The organism is Massilia frigida (assembly GCF_011682175.1).
GTDB classification, from domain to species: Bacteria; Pseudomonadota; Gammaproteobacteria; order Burkholderiales; family Burkholderiaceae_D; genus Telluria_A; species Telluria_A frigida.
The window spans coordinates 1-19,359 of record NZ_WHJG01000041.1 but is presented as its reverse complement, the minus strand read 5'-3'; the positions used below and the strand labels follow the sequence as shown (position 1 = coordinate 19,359).

The following is a 19,359-nucleotide window of genomic DNA, read 5'->3' as shown; positions in this document are numbered from 1 at the left end:
AGGAGCGCGCCGCCCGGTGCTTTACGTTCCGGTGGCTACCGGGCGTGCCGGATCGGCGCACCACTCGCTCCACGAGCCCGGGTACAGCGCGGCGCCCGGCAGCCCGGCTACTTCCAGCGCCAGCAGGTTGTGGCAGGCGGTCACGCCCGAGCCGCACTGCATGATGGCGTCAGGCGGATTGCCCACCAGTGGCGCCAGTTCGGCCTTGAGCTGGGCCGCATCCTTGAAGCGCCCGTCCGGTGCCAGGTTATCCTTGAAGAAGCGGTTTTTCGCGCCCGGAATATGGCCGCCGACCGGATCGATGGTCTCGTTCTCGCCGCGAAAGCGGTCAGCCGCGCGGGCGTCGAGCACCACCCGTTTGCCGCCGCCGATGTTATCGAGTACGTCGGCCGCCGAGACGGTCGTTACCAGCGCCGCGCGTTCGGTGATGGCGCCGCTGCGCGGCGACTGCGGGGCCGTCGACAGCGCCAGTCCGGCCGCCTGCCATGCGGCCAGGCCGCCATCGAGCACCGCCACCGCCGGATGGCCGACCCAGCGCAGCATCCACCACAGGCGCGCCGCGAACATGCCGCCGTGCGCGTCGTAGGCCACCACCTGGCTGTCGTCGTCGATGCCCCAGCTGCGCAGGGTGGCGACCAGGTCGGCGCGCACCGGCAGCGGGTGACGTCCCCGGAACACGCCGTCGGCGCCGCGCTTGGCGCCCGACAGCTCGGTTTCGATATCGGCAAACAGGGCGTGCGGCAAATGGCCGGCGGCGTAGGCCTCGCGTCCGGCGGCCAGGTTCATCAGGTCATGGCGGCAGTCGACGATAACCCAGGCCGGGTTGTCGATATGGCCGGCCAGGTCGGCTGCGGAGATTAGTGTCGTGTACATGGGCGTCCTTAAAGTTCGCTTGCGATGGGATCGGTCTTGCTGACGGCGGCGCCGCGCGGCGTGCTTTGTGTATTGTAAAACGTTGCGGCGATGCCCGACACAAGAATCACCGCCATCCCGAGCCACACGTACCAGCTGAAGCGGTCGCCCCACAGCAGCATGCCCCACAGGCTGGAAAAGACGATGCCGGTGTACTGCAGGTTGGCCACCACCAGCACCTTGCCGATGCGGTAGGCGCGCGTCATGGCGATCTGCGCGAACAGGGCGGATACGCCAGTGGCCAGCAGCAGGCCGCCGCTGTACCAGGTATGCGAGGTCAATAGCGGCAGGCCGGCGCCGCGTCCTTCCAGCAGGGTGCCGGCCAGGCCGGCGCAGGCGCTCATCGCGGAAAAATAGAACACCACGCGGAACTCGGGTTCGCCCAGCTGGCCCAAACGCCGCACCTGCATGTAGGCCATCGCCGAGAGCACGCTCGAGAGCAAGCCGACCGCACCGCCCAGCCACTGGTTGGCCGCGATGGCCGGCTGCAGCACCAGCGTGACGCCGGCAAAGCTCATGATCACGGCCACGACCAGCGGCCACTCGACATGGTCTTTCGCATGCCACCAGCCGGCGCAGAACAGGAAGGCGGCGATCCAGATCGGCGCCATGTAATTGAGGGTGACGGCGGTGGCCAGCGGCAGTTTGCCGATCGCGAAAAACCACATCCACAGCGATACCACGCCCACGAAGCTGCGCCACAGGTGGTCTTTCACGAACACGGTGCGCAGGGTCAGTCCCTGGTGCCTGACCATGATGAGCAGCATGACGGTGCCGACCAGGCCCCGGTACATGACGATTTCGGAAGTCGAATACACGCTCGATGCCAGTTTCACGGCCGCGCCCATGGCGGCAAAGGCGAAGCTGGCAAATAACATCCACAGTGACGCCATGGTTCCCCTGCTCGTGTTCAGTCGTCGGCGCCGGCGGCGGCGCGCTTTTCAGTCACGGTATTGTAGAAAGTGGCGGCGATGCTGGAAGCGAGGATCAGCGCCATGCCGAACCAGACATGCCAGTCGAAGACATCGTGCCAGATCAGGATGCCCCAGACGCTGGAGAACACGATGCCGGTGTACTGCAGGTTGGCCACCACCAGCACCTTGCCGGTGCACCAGGCGCGCGTGAGCGCCATCTGGGCGAACACGCCGGAGGTGCCGATGAACAGCAGCAGGGCCGCACCGCGCGGGGAGTGCGCATGCCAGGCGGCGCTGTCGGGCGAGCCGCCGGGCAGCAGGCTGCCGGCCAGGCCGGCCGCGATGTTCACCGCCAAAAAGTAGAACACCACCCGGTATTCGGGTTCGCCGGCGCGGCTCAGGCGCCGCACCATGGTGTAGGCGATGGCCGCCAGCATGCCGGACAACAGCGCCATGAGCGCGCCGAACCACTGCTGCGCCTCGAAGGCCGGGCGCAGCGCCAGGATCACGCCGCCGAAACTCACGCCAATGGCCAGCAGCAGGGGCCGCGCGACGCGCTCCTTGCCGCGCCACCAGGCGAAGCCGATCACCGCGACCGCGGTCCAGATGGGCGACATGTAATTGAGGGTGACGGCGGTGGCCAGCGGCAGCTTGGTGGCCGCGTAAAACCACATCCACAGGGAGACGACGCCGATGGCGCCGCGGCCGATATGCCCGGCCAGGTGTTCGGTGCGCAGCTTGCCGCCCTGGTGGCGGATGAAAAAGTACAGCAGGAGGATGCCGACCAGGCCGCGGTAGAACACGATTTCGGCCACCGAATACTCGCCCGAGGCCAGCTTCACGGCCGCGCCCATGAGCGAGAACAGGAAGCTCGCTACCAGGATCCAGAGCGCGGCCATCGGTCGGCGCCTACAGCGCCAGGTTACTGCGGTACCACTCGTGGAAGTGCTGCATGCCGTCTTCCATCGGTGACTGGTACGGTCCCACCTCGCTGACACCGCGCGCCATCAGGATGCGGCGCCCGGCATCCATGCGCAGGGCGATTTCATCGTCTTCGATGCAGGTCTCGAAGTAGGCGGCGCGTTCGGCCTCGATGAAGTCGCGCTCGAACAGCACGATCTCTTCGGGATAATAGAACTCGACCACGTTGCGCGTTTTTTGCGGGCCGTCCGGCCACAGGGTCGAGACGATCAGCACGTGCGGATACCACTCGACCATGATGTTCGGGTACAGCGTGAACCAGATCGCGCCTTTTTCGGGCGGCACGCCGCCACGGAACTTGAGTACCTGTTCCTGCCAGCGCTGGTAGATGGGCGAACCGGCCTTGCCCAGGCCGCGGTTCACGCCGACCGTCTGCACGCTGTAATCGCGCCCGAATTCCCAGCGCAGGTCGTCGCAGCTGACAAAGCCGCCCAGGCCCGCGTGAAATGGCTCGACGTGGTAATCCTCCAGGTAGACTTCGATGAAGGTCTTCCAGTTGTAATGACAGGTCTGCACCTCGACATGGTCGAACATATAGCCCGAAAAATCGAAATCCCTGGTCACCGACAGGCCCGCCAGTTTTTCCATGACGTTGTAGCCGTTCTGCTCGAACAGCAGCCCGTTCCACTCCTGGAGCGGGGTCTTGGACAGGTTCAGGCACGGCGTTTCCGGGAAGTGCGGCGCACCGATCAGCTCACCCTTGAGGTCGTAGGTCCAGCGGTGCAGCGGGCAGACGATATTGTTCGCATTGCCGCGTCCGTTGAACATCAGCGCCTGACGGTGGCGGCACACGTTGGACAGGACCTCGATCCCGTTTGCGTTGCGCACCAGCATGCGGCCCTCATTCTCGGAAGCGAGCGTGGCAAAGTCTCCCGTTTCGGGCACCATCAGCGTATGCCCGACATAGCGCGGGCCATGCTGGAACAATTGCTGCATTTCGCGCTGTAACAGCGCTTCATCAAAGTAAGCATCTACCGGAAGCTGCGCGCATGAGCGCGCCAGCTTGGCGTGGGTAGCCAGATCGGACATCCCAACCCCCCTTTTATATGTGCATCAGCTAAAGAAGAGAAAGAATCCAAAGACCAGTATTTTTAGCGACGGAATACGGTATTTCGGACAGAACCGGCGATTATAGCGTGGAACGGGCCCTACCGTCTCGGTCCGGCGCGCGAATGTGGTGTGGACTGGTGTAAATGTTGAGGGAAAAACATGGTTTTCATCGATCCGGCCTCAATACGATAAAATGCCACATCGCCACCCGTTAGGATGGATTGTTCTAGAATAAGCGATTAGACTGGCGCGCCGCGCACAAGTTGTATGCTGCGGACTCACATAAAGTAACTATGGCAAAGAAATTATCAGTGGAAAGCGCGGCGGCGCCGGAATCGTTCGAACAGGCCATGGCCGAACTGGCCCAGCTGGTGACCCAGATGGAAGCCGGCCAGTTGCCGCTCGAAGCGTCGGTCGCGGCGTACGCGCGCGGTTCGGAGCTGGTGCGCTATTGCGCGGCGCAGCTTGAAAAAGTCGAGTCCCAGGTCAAGGTACTCGAAGGCGACATGCTCAAGCCCTTCGCGGCCGATGGCGCCGGCGAGGGCATGCAATGAGCGGCGCTTTCGACGACTGGATGAAAACCGTGCAGGCCGGCGTTGAAGAGGCGCTGGGCGCCTTGCTGCCGGCCGCCGGCGCGGTGCCGCACAAGCTGCACGAAGCGATGCGCTACACGGTGCTCGGCGGCGGCAAGCGGGTACGCCCGCTGCTGGTGTTTGCGGCCGGTGCGCTGTCCGGCGCCGGAACGCGCGCGCTGGAGCGCGCCGCCGCCGCGGTCGAAATGATCCACGCCTACTCGCTGGTGCATGACGACATGCCCTGCATGGACGACGACGCGCTGCGGCGCGGCAAACCGACCGTGCACGTGGCCTACGACGAAGCGACCGCGCTGCTAGTGGGCGACGCGCTGCAAGCGCAAGCCTTCCTGGTGCTGTCGGAAGACCTGGACGTGCCGCCGGCGCGCCAGGTCGCGATGCTGCGCCTGCTCGCGCACGCGGCCGGGTCAAGCGGCATGTGCGGCGGCCAGGCCATCGATCTTGACAGCGTCGGCATCAGCCTCACGCTCGAACAGCTCGAACAGATGCACCAGCTCAAAACCGGCGCCTTGCTGCGCGCTTCGGTGGTGCTGGGCGCGCTGGCCGGCGGCGATGTGAGCGACGCGCAGATGACGGCGCTCGACGCCTACGCCAAAGCGATCGGACTGGCCTTCCAGGTGGTCGACGACGTGCTCGATGCGACCGCCGATTCGGCCACCCTCGGCAAGACCGCGGGCAAGGATGCGGCGGCCAACAAGCCGACCTATGTATCGATTTTGGGCCTGGAACCATCCAGGGTCTTGGCAGAAAAATTGCGGAACGATGCGCATGACGCGCTCGCGCCGTTTGGTGACAAAGCAGATCGGCTGCGCCAGTTGGCGGACCTGATCGTGCAGCGGAAAGCGTAAATGAACTTGCTAGAGACAATCAACGAACCGGCCGAACTGCGCAAGCTGGCGCGCGCCCAACTCACGCCGCTGGCGCACGAGTTGCGCCATTTCCTGCTCGATTCCGTGTCCAAGACCGGCGGCCACCTCTCGTCCAACCTGGGCACGGTGGAGCTGACGATTGCGCTGCACTACGTGTTCAACACGCCGCATGACCGCATCGTGTGGGATGTGGGCCACCAGACCTACTCGCACAAGATCCTCACCGGCCGGCGCGACCAGATGCACAGCCTGCGCCAGTTGAACGGCATTTCGGGCTTCCCGCGCCGCGACGAAAGCGAATACGACACCTTCGGCACGGCGCACTCGTCGACCTCGATTTCGGCCGCGCTGGGCATGGCGCAGGCGGCCAAGATCAAGGGCGAGCATCGCCACGCGATCGCCGTCATCGGCGACGGCTCCATGACCGCCGGGATGGCCTTCGAGGCGCTCAACAACGCCGGGGTACAGGAAGACATCAACCTGCTGGTCGTATTGAACGACAACGACATGTCGATTTCGCCGCCGGTGGGCGCGCTCAATCGCTACCTGGCGCGCCTGATGTCGGGGCAGTTCTACGCGGCCGCCAAGAACGTCGGCAAGTCGGTGCTGCCCGGTCCCGTGCTGGAACTGGCCAAGCGCTTCGAAGAACACGCCAAGGGCATGGTGGTCCCGGCCACGATGTTCGAGGAATTCGGCTTCAACTACATCGGCCCGATCGACGGCCATGACCTGGACTCGCTGATTCCTACGCTGGAAAACATCAAGAAGCTCAAGGGTCCGCAATTCCTGCACGTGGTGACTAAAAAGGGGCAGGGCTACAAGCTGGCCGAAGCCGACCCGGTGCTGTACCACGGGCCGGGCAAGTTCAACCCGACCGAAGGCATCCTGCCGGCCAAGGCGGGCAAGACCACTTACACGGAAGTCTTTGGCAACTGGCTGTGCGACATGGCCGCCTTTGATAAGCGCCTGGTCGGCATCACGCCGGCCATGCGCGAAGGCTCGGGCATGGTGCGCTTTGAAGAGCAGTTCCCGGACCGCTATTTCGATGTCGGCATCGCCGAGCAGCATTCGGTGACCTTCGCCGGCGGCCTGGCGACCGAAGGTTTGAAGCCCGTGGTGGCGATCTACTCCACCTTCCTGCAGCGCGCCTACGACCAGCTGATTCACGACGTGGCGCTGCAAAACCTGGACGTGCTGTTCGCGCTCGACCGCGCGGGCCTGGTGGGTGCCGATGGCGCCACCCACGCCGGCAACTATGATATTGCCTACCTGCGCTGCATTCCGAACATGGTCGTCATGGCCGCCTCGGACGAAAACGAATGCCGCCAGATGCTCAGCACCGGTTACCAGTACAAGGGGCCGGCGGCGGTGCGTTATCCGCGCGGCGCCGGCATTGGCGCGGTCATCGAGAAGGAACTGACGACGCTCCCGATCGGCAAGGGCGAAATCAAGCGCCAGGGCGCCAGCGTGGCGATCCTGGCTTTCGGCTCGATGGTGGCGCGCAGCGTGGTGGCTGGCGAGGAATTGAACGCGACGGTGGCCAATATGCGCTTCATCAAGCCGCTCGACGTGGAGCTGGTCAAGCAACTGGCGCAGGATCACGACTACCTGGTGACGGTGGAAGAGGGCGCAGTCATGGGCGGCGCCGGTTCGGCCGTGGCCGAAGCGCTGGCGGCCGAAGGCATCCAGAAGCCGCTGCTGATTCTCGGCCTGCCCGACAAGTTCATCGACCATGGCGACCCGGCGGCCCTGCTGGCCAGCGTCGGACTCGACGCCAAGGGCATCGCCGCGTCGATCCGCCAGCGCTTCGGTGCAGCGGAGCCGCGCCTGGTGGTCAACAACACCTGACACGAGGTTCGCGCGAAACACTGCGCGACGCCCGGTCAAGTACCAACGCCAGCCTTCGGGTTGGCGTTGTTGTTTGGGCGAGTTGATCGTTCGCCGTATTTGTCCGATCCATGAAACAATCTGTTTCATTCGCGGCTATATATCCAGCAAGTCAAACGGTCTACTCTTCTCTCACGCAATTCAATTTTTGACGAGAGACGATATGACAAGCACTACCAAGCTGACATGGAAACACTTCCCCGCCGGCCAGAACGGTTTCTTCCGCGCGCCGGTGCTGCTGGAAGGACCGACTGAAGCGCTGCTGATCGATGGCGGCTTCACGCTCTCCGACGGCAAGGCCGTGGCCGACGCCATCGCCGCCGGTGGCAAGCCGCTCAAGAGCGTCTACGTCAGCCAGAGCGACCCGGATTACTATTTCAGCCTGGGCGCAGTGCGCGCCGCTTATCCCGAGGTGCCGGTGCTTGCCGCGCATGCCACGGTAGCGGCGATCCACGCCAACGTTCAAAAGAAGCTCGATGTCTGGGGCCCGCAACTGAAGGCCAACGGCCCGCAAACGCTGGCCGATGTCGTGCTGCCAGCCGCATCGGATGCGTCCACCATGAGCCTCGACGGCGAAACCATCGAGATCGTGAATGCCGAAGGGATGAGCAACCGGCGCTACCTGTGGGTGCCTTCGCTCGAAGCCATCTTCGGTGGGGTGCTGGTGTTCTCCGGCGTGCACGTGTGGGTAGCCGATACCGCCACGCCCGAACTGCGCGCCGCCTGGGTGAAAAACCTGGACGCGATGGCCGCCCGCCAGCCGCGCATCGTGGTACCGGGACATGGAACGGTCGATGCGCCAGCCGATGCATCGGCCATCGCCTACACGCGCGACTACCTGCTCGCGTTCGAGGAAGAAGCGGCCAAGGCGGCCGACAGCGCCGCGCTGATCGCCGCCATGAAGCAGCGCTACCCTGACGCCGGCATGGAAGTGGCCCTCGCCACCGGCGCCAAGGTGGTGCTGGGCGAAATGAAGTGGGCTTGATCGTGAGTCCGAATCTGGAGATGCTGCGTTCGACCTACGAAGGCCAGTCCAGCGAGAATGCAACGCGCCTGCTGGACTTGCTCGCGGCCGATGCCGAATGGGTTGAAGCGGATGGTTTTCCGTACGCCGGCACCTTCCGCGGTCCCGACGCCATCGTGGCCAATGTGTTCAAGCGGCTTGCCACCGAGTGGATCGGCTACCGCGCCGAGGCGCATAGCTACCTTGAACAGGGCGACCAGATCGTGGCGTTCGGCTTTTACTCGGGCACCTGCAAGGAAACCGGGCGCGCCATGCGGGCCGCCTTTGCCCATCACTACACTTTCAGGGATGGCAAGATCGCGCGCATGGTGCAGTACGTCGACAGTCACACGGTGCGCCTGGCGATGCAAGCCTGATGCACGCCTGCGCGGGCGACGGAGATCCTGGTTTTCTCGGACGGCAAAGTCGTGGAAGAGGGAAGCCACAAAGATCTGCTGGCGCACACAGGCGGGTATTTCACCCTTGATCGCCCTAAGCCAAGTCGATATCGATAATGGACGGCAGCGCTTCGAGCGCGAGATAATCGACCTGCGCGATTGACTCGCGCCAGTCGTCCAGGTGCAGCGCCAGCAAGGGCCGCAATGCTTCCGTGAACGCGCACCGGTTCTCCCCGGTGATGAATGGCGCTCCCAGCCTGGCGTCGAGCAAATACGTTTCCGACCATGTCGCTTGCGGCGCTTGGCTTCCCAGATCGGCGCGGAAGGCGCTTCCCGCATCCCATATCTGCCGGGTCTGGCCGAGCCACAACAGTATCTGCGCGCGCCAATGCGGATCGCCGATCGCAAAAATCGAATCTACCCAAGCCTTGATGTCACGCGGATGGAGATACTTCAGGCAGAAAAACAGCGATGCCGACAGCTCGCTGCAGACATTCCACCACCCCCACGTCTCATGAGGACTGGCGGGCGGGCCATTGAACAGATGGTCGAGGATCAGCCGGCCGTCGCGCCAGCGCGACGGTCCCATGAAGACCTGTCCCAGTGTCTGCAACACCTCGTCATAGGTCCAATCGTGGATGCGGACCGGGTAATGGATAAAGAATGCCGTCGCCAGCATCTCGATGGTCTCACGCTCCGACGGCGCTTGTTTTATCGCGATCAGCCGGGGGAGCAGGTAAACGAACCAGTCATCCCATTCGTCCATATGGCCGAAGCTTGATGTCCCGCTGGCGATTTCCCACAGTGCCTCCGTGATCTGGCTATCGGAGAGCTGGTCGACGGCCGTGGTACGGAGATAGCCGAACATCTTGCGGTCGTCACCCATGAACCACGCTTCGCCCATGAGCACCGATGGCATGGGCGCCGCCTGTTGCATGCGCGCGAGCGCTTGCGGGTCAGGTCCGGTGCCGGGCTGCCACGTCAAGCCCGGGCCAGGCGCCGGCTCGCGCTTGGCGCGCTTGCCCACTTACTTGCGCACCCGTGCCAGTTCGGCCTTGAGCCAGTCGGCGCTGTTGACCACCGCCGTGCCGGGACAGCGCATCTGGTACGGGGCGCCGCTCATGCTGCTGCCGGTCGCGCCACGCTCGATGAAGCTTTCGGTAGTGGTCAACAGCTTCTTGTTGTCGAGATAGTCGTACTTCTTTTGCAGGTGGGCGCGCGCCGCCTTCGCATCGTGCCAGGTGCCGTTGCGGCTGAACTGGCACTGCGACTTTTCGACCGTGTCGAGCAGGCGCGTGACTTCGGTGCGGGTGACGTCGGGCGTGGCGGCGAACGCGCCGCCGGTGCTGCACAGGGCAGCGCTCAATGCGGCGATCAGTATCTTTTTCATGGAGCTTATCCTCGCTTGCGCTCGTGCTGCCACAGCACGTCGCTGCCGCCGGCGAAGCGGTTCAACACGCGCGAAAGCACGAACATCAGGTCCGACAGACGGTTCACATACTGGCGCGGGTGCTCGTTGATGGTCTCGGTTTTTCCGAGCGTGACGATGCTGCGCTCCGCGCGCCGGCACACTGTGCGGCACACGTGCGCAATCGACGCCGCGCGCGAGCCGGCCGGCAGGATGAAGTCCTTCAGCGGCGGCAGGTCGGCATTGTATTTTTCGAGCAGGTCGTCCAGCCGCGCCACATGCTCGTCGGTGATCAAGGTGTAGCCGGGGATGCAGATCTCGCCACCCAGGTCGAACAGGTCGTGCTGGATCGAGACCAGTTCCTCGCGCAGCTCGGCCGGCATGTCTTCGCACAGCAGCAGGCCGACGAAGGAATTGAGTTCGTCGACTTCGCCCAGGGTGTGCACGCGCACGCTGTCTTTTTCGGTGCGGCTGCCGTCACCCAAGCCCGTGGTGCCATTGTCGCCGGTGCGGGTGGCGATTTTAGAAAGTCGGTTGCCCATGATTGTTTTCCGGTAGCTGAATCATAATCAGGCAGGATACGACAAAAGCGGCGATAACGCATACAATCGATGCATGTCCGCCTCCCTTCCCATCGATCCCGAACGCAGGCAGCAGGTCGCCCAGGCGCTGCTGGCGGTGCTGCCGGCGCGCTGCGTGCTGTCCGACCCCGAAGACACCCGCCCCTACGAGTGCGACGGCCTGGCCGCCTATCGCCAGCTGCCGATGATCGTCACCCTGCCCGACGACGAAGAGCAGGTGCTGGCCATCCTCAACGTGTGCCGTGAACTGAAGGTGCCGATCGTGCCGCGCGGCGCCGGCACCGGCTTGTCGGGCGGGGCGTTGCCGATTGCCGACGGCGTGGTGCTGTCGACTGCGCGCATGAACCGCATCGTGCGCACGGAACCCTACGCGCGGCTGGCGGTGGTGCAGCCGGGCGTGCGCAACCTGGCCATTTCCGACGCGGCCGCGCCGCATGGCCTGTACTACGCGCCCGATCCATCTTCGCAGATCGCCTGCACCATCGCCGGCAACGTGGCCGAAAATTCGGGCGGCGTACATTGCCTCAAATACGGACTCACCGTGCATAACGTGCTGCGCGTGCGCGTTGCCACCATCGATGGCGACATCATCGAACTTGGCGGCGAGGCGCTCGATGCACCGGGCCTGGACCTGCTGGCCGTGTTCATCGGTTCCGAAGGCATGCTGGGCATCGTCACGGAAGTCACGGTCAGGCTCATTCCCAAGCCGGCCACCGCGCGCGTGATCATGGCCTCGTTCGACAGCGTCGTCACCGGCGGCAATGCGGTGGCCAGCGTGATCGCCGCCGGCATCATCCCGGCCGGGCTGGAGATGATGGACCAGACTTCCTCGCGCATGGTCGAACCGTTCGTCCATGCCGGCTACGACACCGACGCCGCAGCGATCCTCCTGTGCGAAGCCGATGGCACCCAGCTTGAAGTGGATGAAGAAATCGAACGCATGTCGGCGGTGCTGCACGCTGCCGGCGCGAGCGCCATCGCCGTGTCGCAGAGCGAGGCCGAACGCCTGCGTTTCTGGTCGGGCCGCAAGAACGCCTTTCCGGCGGCGGGCCGCATCTCGCCCGACTACTACTGCATGGATGGCACCATCCCGCGCAAGAGCCTGGCGCAGGTGCTGACCGGGATTGCGCAGATGGAAGCGACCTACGGCCTGCGCTGCGCCAACGTGTTTCACGCCGGCGACGGCAACCTGCATCCGCTAATCCTGTTCGACGCCAACCAGCCGGGCGAATTCGACCGCGCCGAAGCCTTCGGGGCGGCCATCCTGGCGCTGTGCGTCGAAGTGGGCGGCACCATCACCGGCGAGCATGGCGTGGGCATGGAAAAAATCAATTCGATGTGCGTGCAGTTCACGCGCGCCGAACTCGATGCCTTTTTCGCCGTCAAGCGCGCCTTCGACGCGCCGCACCTGCTCAATCCCGACAAGGCCATCCCCACGCTGAACCGCTGCGCCGAATTCGGCAAGATGCGCGTCAGCGGCGGCGTGCTTCCCTTCGCCGGGTTGCCGCGTTTCTGACATGGGAGACAATTTGCAGCAGATCGAACATTTCAGTGAACAGATACTGGCGGCGGCAAGGGATGGCCGCACCCTGCGCATTCGCGGTGGCGGCAGCAAGGACTGGTACGGCCAGGCCACCGATGGCGATATCCTCGACACGCGCGGTTTCAGCGGCATTGTCGACTACGAGCCGACGGAACTGGTCATCACCGCGCGCTGCGGCACGCCGCTGGCCGAGATCGAGGCGGCGCTGGCAGAACACAAGCAAATGCTGGCGTTCGAGCCGCCGCACTTCGGCGCCGGCGCCACCATCGGCGGCGTGGTCGCCAGCGGCCTGTCCGGCCCGCGCCGCGCCAGCAGCGGCGCGCTGCGCGACTTCGTGCTCGGCGCGGTCCTCATGGACGGCAAGGGCGAGGTGCTCACCTTCGGCGGCCAGGTCATGAAGAACGTGGCCGGCTACGACGTATCGCGCCTGCTGGCCGGTTCCATGGGTACGCTGGGGCTGATGCTGCAGCATTCCATCAAGGTGCTGCCACGTCCGTTGTGCGACACCACCTTGCGCTTTGCGATGGATGAAATCGACGCGTTGCGGCACCTGAACGAATGGGCCGGCCTGCCGCTGCCGATATCGGCCAGTTGCTGGCATGCCGGCGTGCTCACTGTGCGCCTGTCGGGCGCGCAGGCGGCCGTCGTTGCCGCCGCGCTCACGCTGGGCGGGCAGCCGGTCGATGACGGCGATGCCTTCTGGGCGGCGCTGCGCGAGCAGCGGCATGCGTTTTTCGATGGCGAGGGCAGCCTGTGGCGGCTGGCGGTGCCGTCGACCACGGGCGCCATCATCCTGCGCGGCGCGCAGCTGATCGAGTGGGGCGGCGCGCAGCGCTGGCTCAAGGTCGATGCCGACGCGGCGATGGCGCAAAATATACGGCGCGCGGTGACGGCGGTGGGCGGCCACGCGACCCTGTTCCGGGGCGGCGACAAGGGCGTAGGCGTGTTCCAGCCGCTGGCGCCAGGCGTCGCCAGGATTCATCAACGCCTGAAGGCGGCCTTCGATCCGTCGCAGGTTTTCAATCCCGCACGGATGTACTAATGCAAACCAATCTCGCCGATTTCATCAAGGGCACGCCCGATGGCGACGAAGCCGAAGCGATCCTGCGCGCCTGCGTGCATTGCGGCTTCTGCACCGCCACCTGTCCCACTTACCAGCTGCTGGGCGATGAACTCGACGGCCCGCGCGGGCGCATCTACCTGATCAAGCAGGTGCTCGAAGGTGCGCCGGTCACCGCCAAGACCCAGACCCACCTGGACCGCTGCCTGACGTGCCGCAACTGCGAGACGACATGCCCATCGGGCGTGCGCTACGGGCGCTTGGCCGACATCGGCCGCAGGGTGGTCGAAGAACGCGTCCAGCGGCCGCTCGGTGAACGCATCAAGCGCGCGGTGCTCAAGGAAGCGCTGCCGCGCGCGTGGATTTTCCGGCCGGCGTTCAAGGCCGGCCAGCTGGTCCGGCCGCTGCTCTCGCCGGCACTGCAAGACAAGCTGCCCAAGACGCGCAGTGCCGGCCACTGGCCGGCGCGGGAACATGCGCGCAAGATGCTGGTGCTGCAAGGCTGCGTGCAAAGCACGATGGCGCCCGATATCAACGCCGCCACCGCGCGGGTGCTCGATGCCTTTGGCGTGCAGTTGCTGGCCGCACCCAAGGCCGGCTGCTGCGGCGCGCTGCGCTACCATCTGAACGACCAGGAAGGCGGCCTTGATGACATGCGCCGCAATATTGACGCCTGGTGGCCGCTGGTCGAGCGTGGGCAAATCGAGGCGATCGTGATGACGGCGTCGGGTTGCGGCGTCACGGTCAAGGAATACGGACACCTGCTGGCGCACGACAGCGCCTACGCCGCCAAGGCTGCGCGCATTGCGATGCTGACGCGCGACCTGAGCGAGATCATGCCGCAGTTCGAGGCTGAACTGGTAGCGAAGCTGAAGGGGAAAGTGGCGAAGCGGGTGGCGTTTCATCCGCCTTGCACCCTGCAGCACGGACAGCAGATCCGCGGCAAGGTGGAAGGGGTATTGCGTGCTGCCGGCGTCGATGTGACGCTGTGTGCAGACAGCCATCTGTGCTGCGGTTCGGCCGGTACCTATTCGGTGCTGCAGCCTGCGCTGGCGACTGAATTACGGGATCGCAAGCTGGCCAGTTTGCAGGCCACCAACCCGGAGCTGATTGTGTCGGCCAATATCGGCTGCCAGACACACCTTCAATCAGGCACGCGGACGCCTGTCGCGCACTGGATCGAGTTGATCGACCAGGCGCTGGCCTGAGATTACGCGGCCTGCTTTGCTTTTTCTGCTGCGGAGAGGCGCTTGCCGGTGACGACGATGGTCGTCATGTCGGTGTCGGCCTTGGCGGCGGCAGCCGGCGAGGTCGGTGCGGCGCTGCGGGCGCGCGGTGCTTCAGCCGAGGCCATGGCGGTGACGAAGGTCAGTGCGACTGCGGCGATGAGGACGGCTTCCATGTTCTTCACGATGTTCATATCGATCCTTGTTTAATGTGTCTTGTTGGTATGTACACATTATGCGGCATCGCAGCATATAACTCCAATTTCAAATTCGAATGCTTGTCATTCATTTTTTGAATGATGTAAGCACATTATTTGATGAAGGATATTTGTTTTGTGAATGTAGGAGCCCTCGTCATTCCTGTGCGGGAACGACGGTGGAGGATGACGGTGGGATGCGGATGAAGCGGGTACTGCGTGACAAGCAGTGTCTATTCGGTGAGCAGCCTTTCGATATCTGCCACCAGCTCTTCCGGCTTGGTGAGCGGCGCGTAGCGCTTGTACACGCTGCCGTCTTTCCCGATCAGGAACTTGGTGAAGTTCCACTTGATCCGCTGGGTACCCAGCAATCCGGGCGCCGCTTTTTTTAAGTGCTGGAACAGCGGATGCGCGTTGTCGCCATTGACATCGATCTTGGCAAACAGCGCAAACGTGACGCCGTAGTTCTTCTCGCAGAAGGCGCCGATCTCGCTCTCGCTGCCGGGCTCCTGTCCGCGGAACTGATTGCACGGAAAACCCAGCACCGCCACGCCCTTGTTCCTGAACTGCTGGTACACGATTTCAAGGCCCTTGTACTGCGGCGTAAAGCCGCACGCGCTGGCCGTGTTCACGACCAGCACAACCTGGCCCTTGTACATGGCCAGGTCCACCGGCGTGCCCGAAATATCGGCCGCCTTGAAATCGAGCGCGCCCGTCACACGATACCCAGATGCTCGGTGCCGTGCGAGAGATCGCGGTTCTTCGCTTCCTTGCCGTTCAACTTGATGTTCAGGCGCAGGTCATTGACCGAGTCGGCGTTGCGCAGCGCGTCTTCGTAGGTGATCTTGTCGGCTTCGTGCAGGTCGAACAGCGCCTGGTCGAAGGTCTGCATGCCCAGTTCGCGCGACTTCTTCATGATCTCCTTGATCTCGTGCACATCGCCCTTGAAGATCAGGTCCGAAATGAGCGGGGAGTTGAGCATGATTTCAATCGCCACGCAGCGGCCCTTGGTTTCCTTCATCGGAATCAGGCGCTGCGACACCATGCCCTTCAAGTTCAGCGACAAGTCCATCAGCAACTGCTGGCGGCGCTCTTCGGGGAAGAAGTTGATGATGCGGTCGAGCGCCTGGTTGGCGCTGTTGGCGTGCAGGGTGGCCATGCACAGGTGACCGGTTTCGGCGAAGGCAATCGCGTGTTCCATCGTTTCGCGGTCGCGGATCTCGCCGATCTGGATCACGTCCGGCGCCTGGCGCAGCGAGTTTTTCAGCGCCACTTCAAACGACTCGGTGTCGACGCCCACTTCGCGCTGCGTGATCACGCAGTTCTTGTGCGGGTGAACGTATTCGACCGGGTCTTCGATCGTGATGATATGCCCGTAGCTGTTTTCGTTGCGGTGCCCGACCATGGCCGCCAGCGTCGTCGATTTACCCGAACCGGTCGCGCCGACCATGATCACCAGGCCACGCTTGGTCATCACGATGTCTTTCAGGACATCCGGCAGGCCCAGGTCGTCGAGGCGCGGAATGGCCGTGGTAATGGTACGCAGGACCATGCCGACAGAACTCATCTGGATGAAGGCCGAGACCCGGAAGCGTCCCAGGTCGCCCGGGCTGATCGCGAAGTTCGCTTCCTTGGTCAGCTCGAAGCCGGCGGTCTGCTTGTCGTTCATGATCGCGCGCGCCAGGTCGGCGGTGTGCGATGGCGTGAGCGGCTGGGCCGACACCGGGGTGATCTTGCCGTCGATCTTGATCGCCGGCGGAAAACCGGCGGTGATGAACAAGTCCGAGCCGTTCTTGCTGGTCATCAGACGCAGCAGATCGAACATGAATTTTGAGGCCTGGTCGCGTTCCATTAAATATTCCTAAAAATTAGCCGGGGAAGTTTTCCGGCGTTTTGGCGGCCGAACGCGCAGCAGCGCCGGAGATGACGTTGCGGCGAACCAGGTCGGTCAGGTTCTGGTCCAGCGTTTGCATGCCGACCGAGCTGCCGGTCTGGATCGCGGAGTACATCTGCGCGATCTTCGCTTCGCGAATCAGGTTGCGGATCGCCGGCGTGCCGATCATGATTTCGTGCGCGGCGATACGGCCGGAGCCATCTTTCGTCTTGAGCAGGGTCTGCGAAATGACGGCCTGCAGCGATTCGGACAACATCGCGCGGACCATTTCTTTTTCTTCGGACGGGAACACGTCGACGATACGGTCGATGGTTTTTGCGGCCGAGGAGGTGTGCAGCGTGCCGAACACAAGGTGGCCCGTTTCCGCGGCCGACAGGGCCAGGCGGATGGTTTCCAGGTCGCGCAGCTCGCCCACCAAAATACAGTCCGGATCTTCGCGCAGCGCCGAGCGCAGCGCGTTGTTGAACGACAGCGTGTGCGGGCCGACTTCGCGCTGGTTGATCAGGCACTTCTTCGAGTCGTGCACGAATTCGATCGGGTCTTCGATGGTCAGGATGTGGCCATACTCGTTTTCATTGAGGTGGTTGACCATCGCCGCCAGCGTGGTCGACTTGCCTGAACCGGTCGGGCCGGTGACCAGCACCAGGCCGCGCGGGCGCATCGCCAGTTCGGCGAAAATGCGCGGGGCGTTGAGGTCTTCCAGGCTCAGGATTTTTGAAGGGATGGTCCGCAGTACCGCCGATGCGCCGCGCTCCTGATTGAAGGCGTTGACGCGGAAGCGCGCCAGGCCCGGAATCGCAAACGAGAAATCGCATTCGAGCATTTCTTCGTACTGCTTGCGCTGGCCGTCATTCATGATGTCATAGATCATGCCGTGCACATCCTTGTGCTCCAGCGGCGGCAGATTAATGCGGCGAACGTCGCCGTGCACGCGTATCATCGGCGGCAAGCCGGATGAGAGGTGCAAATCGGATGCCTTGTTCTTGACGGAGAATGCGAGTAATTCGGAGATGTCCATTTATAATCCCTGTGCCGTGATTGGGCGCGTGCCGATGGTGTGCGCATTTCGCAACGACCGACCTGCATTGAATTGCCCGCCGAAAATGATTATGTCCACAATCGTCCAGAACTTGCAAGCTGTCGATGCGAGTATTGTTGCTGCGGCCGACGCCGCAGGCCGCTCCCGGAACGACGTGCAATTGCTCGCCGTTTCCAAGACTTTTCCTGCCGAGGCCGTACTGGAAGCCGCTGCCGCCGGGCAGTATGCGTTCGGAGAGAATTACTTGCAAGAAGCATTGGATAAAATTGCCGCGGTTTCGCACGCGCTGCCGGCCGCGCCAATGGAATGGCACTTCATCGGCCCCATACAGAGCAACAAGACGCGCCCCATCGCGGCCGGCTTCGCGTGGGTGCATACCGTCGAACGGCTCAAGATAGCGCAGCGTTTATCGGAACAACGCCCGCCGCAACTGGGGCCCTTGAATGTCTGTCTACAAGTTAACATCAGTGGTGAAGCTAGCAAGAGTGGTGTCACTCCGGAAGCATTACCCGAATTGGCCCGCGCAGTGGCGCAACTGCCACACTTGCGCCTGCGCGGGCTGATGGCGATCCCGGAAGCGCAGGCCCAGGTCGACCGGCAGCGCGCGGCGTTTCGCCAATTGCGGGTGCTGTACGAGCGGCTGCGCGCGGGCGGGTTGGCGCTCGATACGCTGTCGATGGGCATGTCGGCCGACCTGGGCGCGGCGATCGCGGAAGGGGCGACCATCGTGCGGGTCGGCAGTGCGATCTTCGGCTCGCGGCACTACGAATAAAGACAATACTAATAAGGGTGGCTATGAAAATTGCGTTTATCGGTGGTGGGAACATGGCGTCGGCGCTGATCGCAGGCCTGGCGGGCAAGCTGGCCGCGGGGGCGGATATTCACGTGGTTGATCCGAATGCCGATGCGCTGGCGCGGCTCAAGGCGCAGTATGGCGTGAGCACCAGCGGCGCAATCGATGGCGCGCTGGCCGCGTGCGATGCGATCGTGCTGGCGGTTAAACCGCAGCAGATGCGCGAGGTGGCGGCGGCGCTGCTGCCGCAGTTGACCGGCGCGCCGCTGATTCTGTCGATTGCGGCGGGCATCCGGGCGGCGGATTTGTCGCGCTGGCTCGGTGGTTATGGCGCGATTGTGCGGACCATGCCGAATACGCCGGCGCTGATCGGGCTTGGCATCACCGGCATGGTGGCCACGGCGGGCGTGAGCGAGGCGCAGAAGGCGGCGGCGGACGGCATCATGAAGGCCGTGGGCCAGACCGTATGGCTCGATGGCGAGGACATGATCGATCCGGTGACGGCGGTGTCGGGCAGCGGGCCGGCGTATGTGTTCTATTTTATCGAGGCGATGCAGCAGGCGGCCGAGGAGATGGGCTTGTCGGCGCAGCAGGGCAAGCAACTGGCGCTGGCCACCTTCACGGGGGCGGCGCAACTGGCGGCGCAGTCGGATGACGCGGTGTCGGTGCTCAGGGAGCGCGTCACGTCCAAGGGCGGCACGACCTATGCGGCCTTGCGCAGCATGGAGGACAGTGGCGTGAAGGAGAAGGTGGTGGCCGCGATCAAGGCGGCTGCGGCGCGGGGCAGGGAGTTGGGGGATGAGTTGGGGGCGGGCTGACTGCCCGTCGTTCGCGACACTTCCATCGTCGTTCCCCTCGTCGTCGTTCCTGCGCCGAGTGCCGCCTTGGCGCAGGACCGCCGCGCCTATTTTTTACGCCCCAGCCCCCTTACACTGCGCGCCGCCGGGATCAGCGACAGTCCAATGGTCCGCATCGGCAGCACCTGGCCCGAGTTGGCCCCCACCAGGCCGC

Annotated in this window: 21 protein-coding genes; 10 read left to right on the top strand and 11 right to left on the bottom strand. The window is 63.9% G+C overall.

The features are described 5' to 3' along the window. Nucleotides 1–21 precede the first annotated feature (21 nt). From F2P44_RS27840 to F2P44_RS27825, 4 genes are read right to left on the bottom strand one after another with little or no spacing between them, the layout of a single operon-like run. Complete coding sequence (locus F2P44_RS27840; protein ID WP_167091858.1) at nt 22–873, bottom strand: sulfurtransferase; 852 nt, start codon at nt 871–873, stop codon at nt 22–24. An 8-nt stretch (nt 874–881) separates the two neighbouring features. Then, nucleotides 882–1,805: a DMT family transporter gene (locus tag F2P44_RS27835; RefSeq protein WP_167091856.1), complete on the bottom strand. Its 924-nt coding sequence runs from the start codon at nt 1,803–1,805 to the stop codon at nt 882–884. 17 nt (nt 1,806–1,822) lie between these two features. Further along, nucleotides 1,823–2,725: a DMT family transporter gene (locus tag F2P44_RS27830; RefSeq protein WP_167091854.1), complete on the bottom strand. Its 903-nt coding sequence runs from the start codon at nt 2,723–2,725 to the stop codon at nt 1,823–1,825. Nucleotides 2,726–2,735: 10 nt separating this feature from the next. After that, nucleotides 2,736–3,836, bottom strand: coding sequence for an aromatic ring-hydroxylating oxygenase subunit alpha (locus tag F2P44_RS27825; protein WP_167091851.1), 1,101 nt, complete (start codon nt 3,834–3,836; stop codon nt 2,736–2,738). 314 nt (nt 3,837–4,150) lie between these two features. On the opposite strand from F2P44_RS27825, the gene F2P44_RS27820 reads away from it, so the two are divergent. From F2P44_RS27820 to F2P44_RS27800, 5 genes are all read left to right on the top strand, one after another. Beyond that, nucleotides 4,151–4,411, top strand: a complete 261-nt coding sequence (locus F2P44_RS27820; protein ID WP_167091848.1) for an exodeoxyribonuclease VII small subunit — start codon at nt 4,151–4,153, stop codon at nt 4,409–4,411. Further along, a complete protein-coding gene (locus F2P44_RS27815) occupies nt 4,408–5,298 on the top strand; it encodes a polyprenyl synthetase family protein (RefSeq protein WP_167091845.1) in 891 nt (296 codons plus the stop codon). Before F2P44_RS27820 ends, F2P44_RS27815 begins: the two co-directional genes overlap by 4 nt. Next, nucleotides 5,299–7,167, top strand: coding sequence for a 1-deoxy-D-xylulose-5-phosphate synthase (gene dxs / locus F2P44_RS27810; RefSeq protein ID WP_167091842.1), 1,869 nt, complete (start codon nt 5,299–5,301; stop codon nt 7,165–7,167). Between the two features lie 202 nt (nt 7,168–7,369). After that, nucleotides 7,370–8,191, top strand: a complete 822-nt coding sequence (locus tag F2P44_RS27805; protein ID WP_167091839.1) for an MBL fold metallo-hydrolase — start codon at nt 7,370–7,372, stop codon at nt 8,189–8,191. Between the two features lie 2 nt (nt 8,192–8,193). After that, nucleotides 8,194–8,586 carry a nuclear transport factor 2 family protein gene (locus F2P44_RS27800; protein WP_167091836.1) on the top strand — a complete coding sequence of 131 codons (393 nt, stop codon included), beginning with the start codon at nt 8,194–8,196 and terminating at the stop codon, nt 8,584–8,586. A gap of 115 nt (nt 8,587–8,701) precedes the next feature. Here F2P44_RS27800 and F2P44_RS27795 read toward each other — a convergent pair whose 3' ends face one another. The 3 genes from F2P44_RS27795 to F2P44_RS27785 are packed head-to-tail and all read right to left on the bottom strand — an operon-like array spanning nt 8,702 to nt 10,557. Then, nucleotides 8,702–9,634 carry a hypothetical protein gene (locus F2P44_RS27795; protein WP_167091833.1) on the bottom strand — a complete coding sequence of 311 codons (933 nt, stop codon included), beginning with the start codon at nt 9,632–9,634 and terminating at the stop codon, nt 8,702–8,704. Next, a complete protein-coding gene (locus tag F2P44_RS27790; protein WP_167091830.1) occupies nt 9,635–9,997 on the bottom strand; it encodes a YfeK family protein in 363 nt (120 codons plus the stop codon). Nucleotides 9,998–10,002: 5 nt separating this feature from the next. Continuing rightward, nucleotides 10,003–10,557 (bottom strand): cob(I)yrinic acid a,c-diamide adenosyltransferase, encoded by a 555-nt coding sequence (locus tag F2P44_RS27785; protein ID WP_166892667.1) that lies wholly within the window; start codon nt 10,555–10,557, stop codon nt 10,003–10,005. Nucleotides 10,558–10,630: 73 nt separating this feature from the next. Between F2P44_RS27785 and F2P44_RS27780 the strand changes: the two genes are divergently transcribed. Genes F2P44_RS27780 through glcF form a run of 3 tightly spaced genes read left to right on the top strand, consistent with a single transcriptional unit; the run spans nt 10,631 to nt 14,407 of the window. Continuing rightward, nucleotides 10,631–12,112 carry an FAD-linked oxidase C-terminal domain-containing protein gene (locus F2P44_RS27780; protein ID WP_167091827.1) on the top strand — a complete coding sequence of 494 codons (1,482 nt, stop codon included), beginning with the start codon at nt 10,631–10,633 and terminating at the stop codon, nt 12,110–12,112. 1 nt (nt 12,113) lies between these two features. Continuing rightward, nucleotides 12,114–13,181 carry a glycolate oxidase subunit GlcE gene (gene glcE / locus F2P44_RS27775; RefSeq protein ID WP_167091824.1) on the top strand — a complete coding sequence of 356 codons (1,068 nt, stop codon included), beginning with the start codon at nt 12,114–12,116 and terminating at the stop codon, nt 13,179–13,181. Continuing rightward, nucleotides 13,181–14,407: a glycolate oxidase subunit GlcF gene (gene glcF / locus F2P44_RS27770; protein ID WP_167091822.1), complete on the top strand. Its 1,227-nt coding sequence runs from the start codon at nt 13,181–13,183 to the stop codon at nt 14,405–14,407. Before glcE ends, glcF begins: the two co-directional genes overlap by 1 nt. Nucleotides 14,408–14,409: 2 nt before the next feature. On the opposite strand, the gene F2P44_RS27765 is transcribed toward glcF, so the two are convergent. The 4 genes from F2P44_RS27765 to F2P44_RS27750 all read right to left on the bottom strand — a co-directional run bounded on the left by F2P44_RS27765 (nt 14,410) and on the right by F2P44_RS27750 (nt 17,534). Next, nucleotides 14,410–14,619 (bottom strand): hypothetical protein, encoded by a 210-nt coding sequence (locus F2P44_RS27765; RefSeq protein WP_167091819.1) that lies wholly within the window; start codon nt 14,617–14,619, stop codon nt 14,410–14,412. Nucleotides 14,620–14,855: 236 nt separating this feature from the next. Continuing rightward, on the bottom strand, nt 14,856–15,341 hold the full coding sequence (locus tag F2P44_RS27760; protein ID WP_167091816.1) for a glutathione peroxidase: 486 nt from the start codon (nt 15,339–15,341) through the stop codon (nt 14,856–14,858). Then, nucleotides 15,338–16,474 (bottom strand): PilT/PilU family type 4a pilus ATPase, encoded by a 1,137-nt coding sequence (locus F2P44_RS27755; RefSeq protein ID WP_167091813.1) that lies wholly within the window; start codon nt 16,472–16,474, stop codon nt 15,338–15,340. The genes F2P44_RS27760 and F2P44_RS27755 overlap by 4 nt, the downstream gene beginning before the upstream one ends. 16 nt (nt 16,475–16,490) lie before the next feature. Continuing rightward, the gene (locus F2P44_RS27750) at nt 16,491–17,534 is read right to left on the bottom strand and encodes a type IV pilus twitching motility protein PilT (protein WP_054266383.1); all 1,044 of its coding nucleotides are present in this window, start codon (nt 17,532–17,534) and stop codon (nt 16,491–16,493) included. Between the two features lie 91 nt (nt 17,535–17,625). Between F2P44_RS27750 and F2P44_RS27745 the strand changes: the two genes are divergently transcribed. Next, the gene (locus F2P44_RS27745; protein ID WP_167091810.1) at nt 17,626–18,327 is read left to right on the top strand and encodes a YggS family pyridoxal phosphate-dependent enzyme; all 702 of its coding nucleotides are present in this window, start codon (nt 17,626–17,628) and stop codon (nt 18,325–18,327) included. 23 nt (nt 18,328–18,350) lie between these two features. Beyond that, complete coding sequence (gene proC / locus F2P44_RS27740) at nt 18,351–19,166, top strand: pyrroline-5-carboxylate reductase (protein WP_167091807.1); 816 nt, start codon at nt 18,351–18,353, stop codon at nt 19,164–19,166. Nucleotides 19,167–19,359 lie beyond the last annotated feature (193 nt).

What these genes read in the sequence shown, in the direction of transcription:
- F2P44_RS27745 (WP_167091810.1), top strand. Translation starts at nt 17,626, where the DNA reads ATGTCCACAATCGTCCAGAACTTGCAAGCTGTCGATGCGAGTATTGTT.
- glcF (WP_167091822.1), top strand. Translation starts at nt 13,181, where the DNA reads ATGCAAACCAATCTCGCCGATTTCATCAAGGGCACGCCCGATGGCGAC.
- F2P44_RS27805 (WP_167091839.1), top strand. Translation starts at nt 7,370, where the DNA reads ATGACAAGCACTACCAAGCTGACATGGAAACACTTCCCCGCCGGCCAG.
- F2P44_RS27785 (WP_166892667.1), bottom strand. Translation starts at nt 10,557, where the DNA reads ATGGGCAACCGACTTTCTAAAATCGCCACCCGCACCGGCGACAATGGC.
- F2P44_RS27830 (WP_167091854.1), bottom strand. Translation starts at nt 2,725, where the DNA reads ATGGCCGCGCTCTGGATCCTGGTAGCGAGCTTCCTGTTCTCGCTCATG.
- F2P44_RS27840 (WP_167091858.1), bottom strand. Translation starts at nt 873, where the DNA reads ATGTACACGACACTAATCTCCGCAGCCGACCTGGCCGGCCATATCGAC.
- F2P44_RS27750 (WP_054266383.1), bottom strand. Translation starts at nt 17,534, where the DNA reads ATGGACATCTCCGAATTACTCGCATTCTCCGTCAAGAACAAGGCATCC.
- dxs (WP_167091842.1), top strand. Translation starts at nt 5,299, where the DNA reads ATGAACTTGCTAGAGACAATCAACGAACCGGCCGAACTGCGCAAGCTG.
- F2P44_RS27825 (WP_167091851.1), bottom strand. Translation starts at nt 3,836, where the DNA reads ATGTCCGATCTGGCTACCCACGCCAAGCTGGCGCGCTCATGCGCGCAG.
- F2P44_RS27790 (WP_167091830.1), bottom strand. Translation starts at nt 9,997, where the DNA reads ATGAAAAAGATACTGATCGCCGCATTGAGCGCTGCCCTGTGCAGCACC.
- F2P44_RS27820 (WP_167091848.1), top strand. Translation starts at nt 4,151, where the DNA reads ATGGCAAAGAAATTATCAGTGGAAAGCGCGGCGGCGCCGGAATCGTTC.
- glcE (WP_167091824.1), top strand. Translation starts at nt 12,114, where the DNA reads ATGGGAGACAATTTGCAGCAGATCGAACATTTCAGTGAACAGATACTG.
- F2P44_RS27815 (WP_167091845.1), top strand. Translation starts at nt 4,408, where the DNA reads ATGAGCGGCGCTTTCGACGACTGGATGAAAACCGTGCAGGCCGGCGTT.
- proC (WP_167091807.1), top strand. Translation starts at nt 18,351, where the DNA reads ATGAAAATTGCGTTTATCGGTGGTGGGAACATGGCGTCGGCGCTGATC.
- F2P44_RS27835 (WP_167091856.1), bottom strand. Translation starts at nt 1,805, where the DNA reads ATGGCGTCACTGTGGATGTTATTTGCCAGCTTCGCCTTTGCCGCCATG.
- F2P44_RS27780 (WP_167091827.1), top strand. Translation starts at nt 10,631, where the DNA reads ATGTCCGCCTCCCTTCCCATCGATCCCGAACGCAGGCAGCAGGTCGCC.
- F2P44_RS27765 (WP_167091819.1), bottom strand. Translation starts at nt 14,619, where the DNA reads ATGAACATCGTGAAGAACATGGAAGCCGTCCTCATCGCCGCAGTCGCA.
- F2P44_RS27755 (WP_167091813.1), bottom strand. Translation starts at nt 16,474, where the DNA reads ATGGAACGCGACCAGGCCTCAAAATTCATGTTCGATCTGCTGCGTCTG.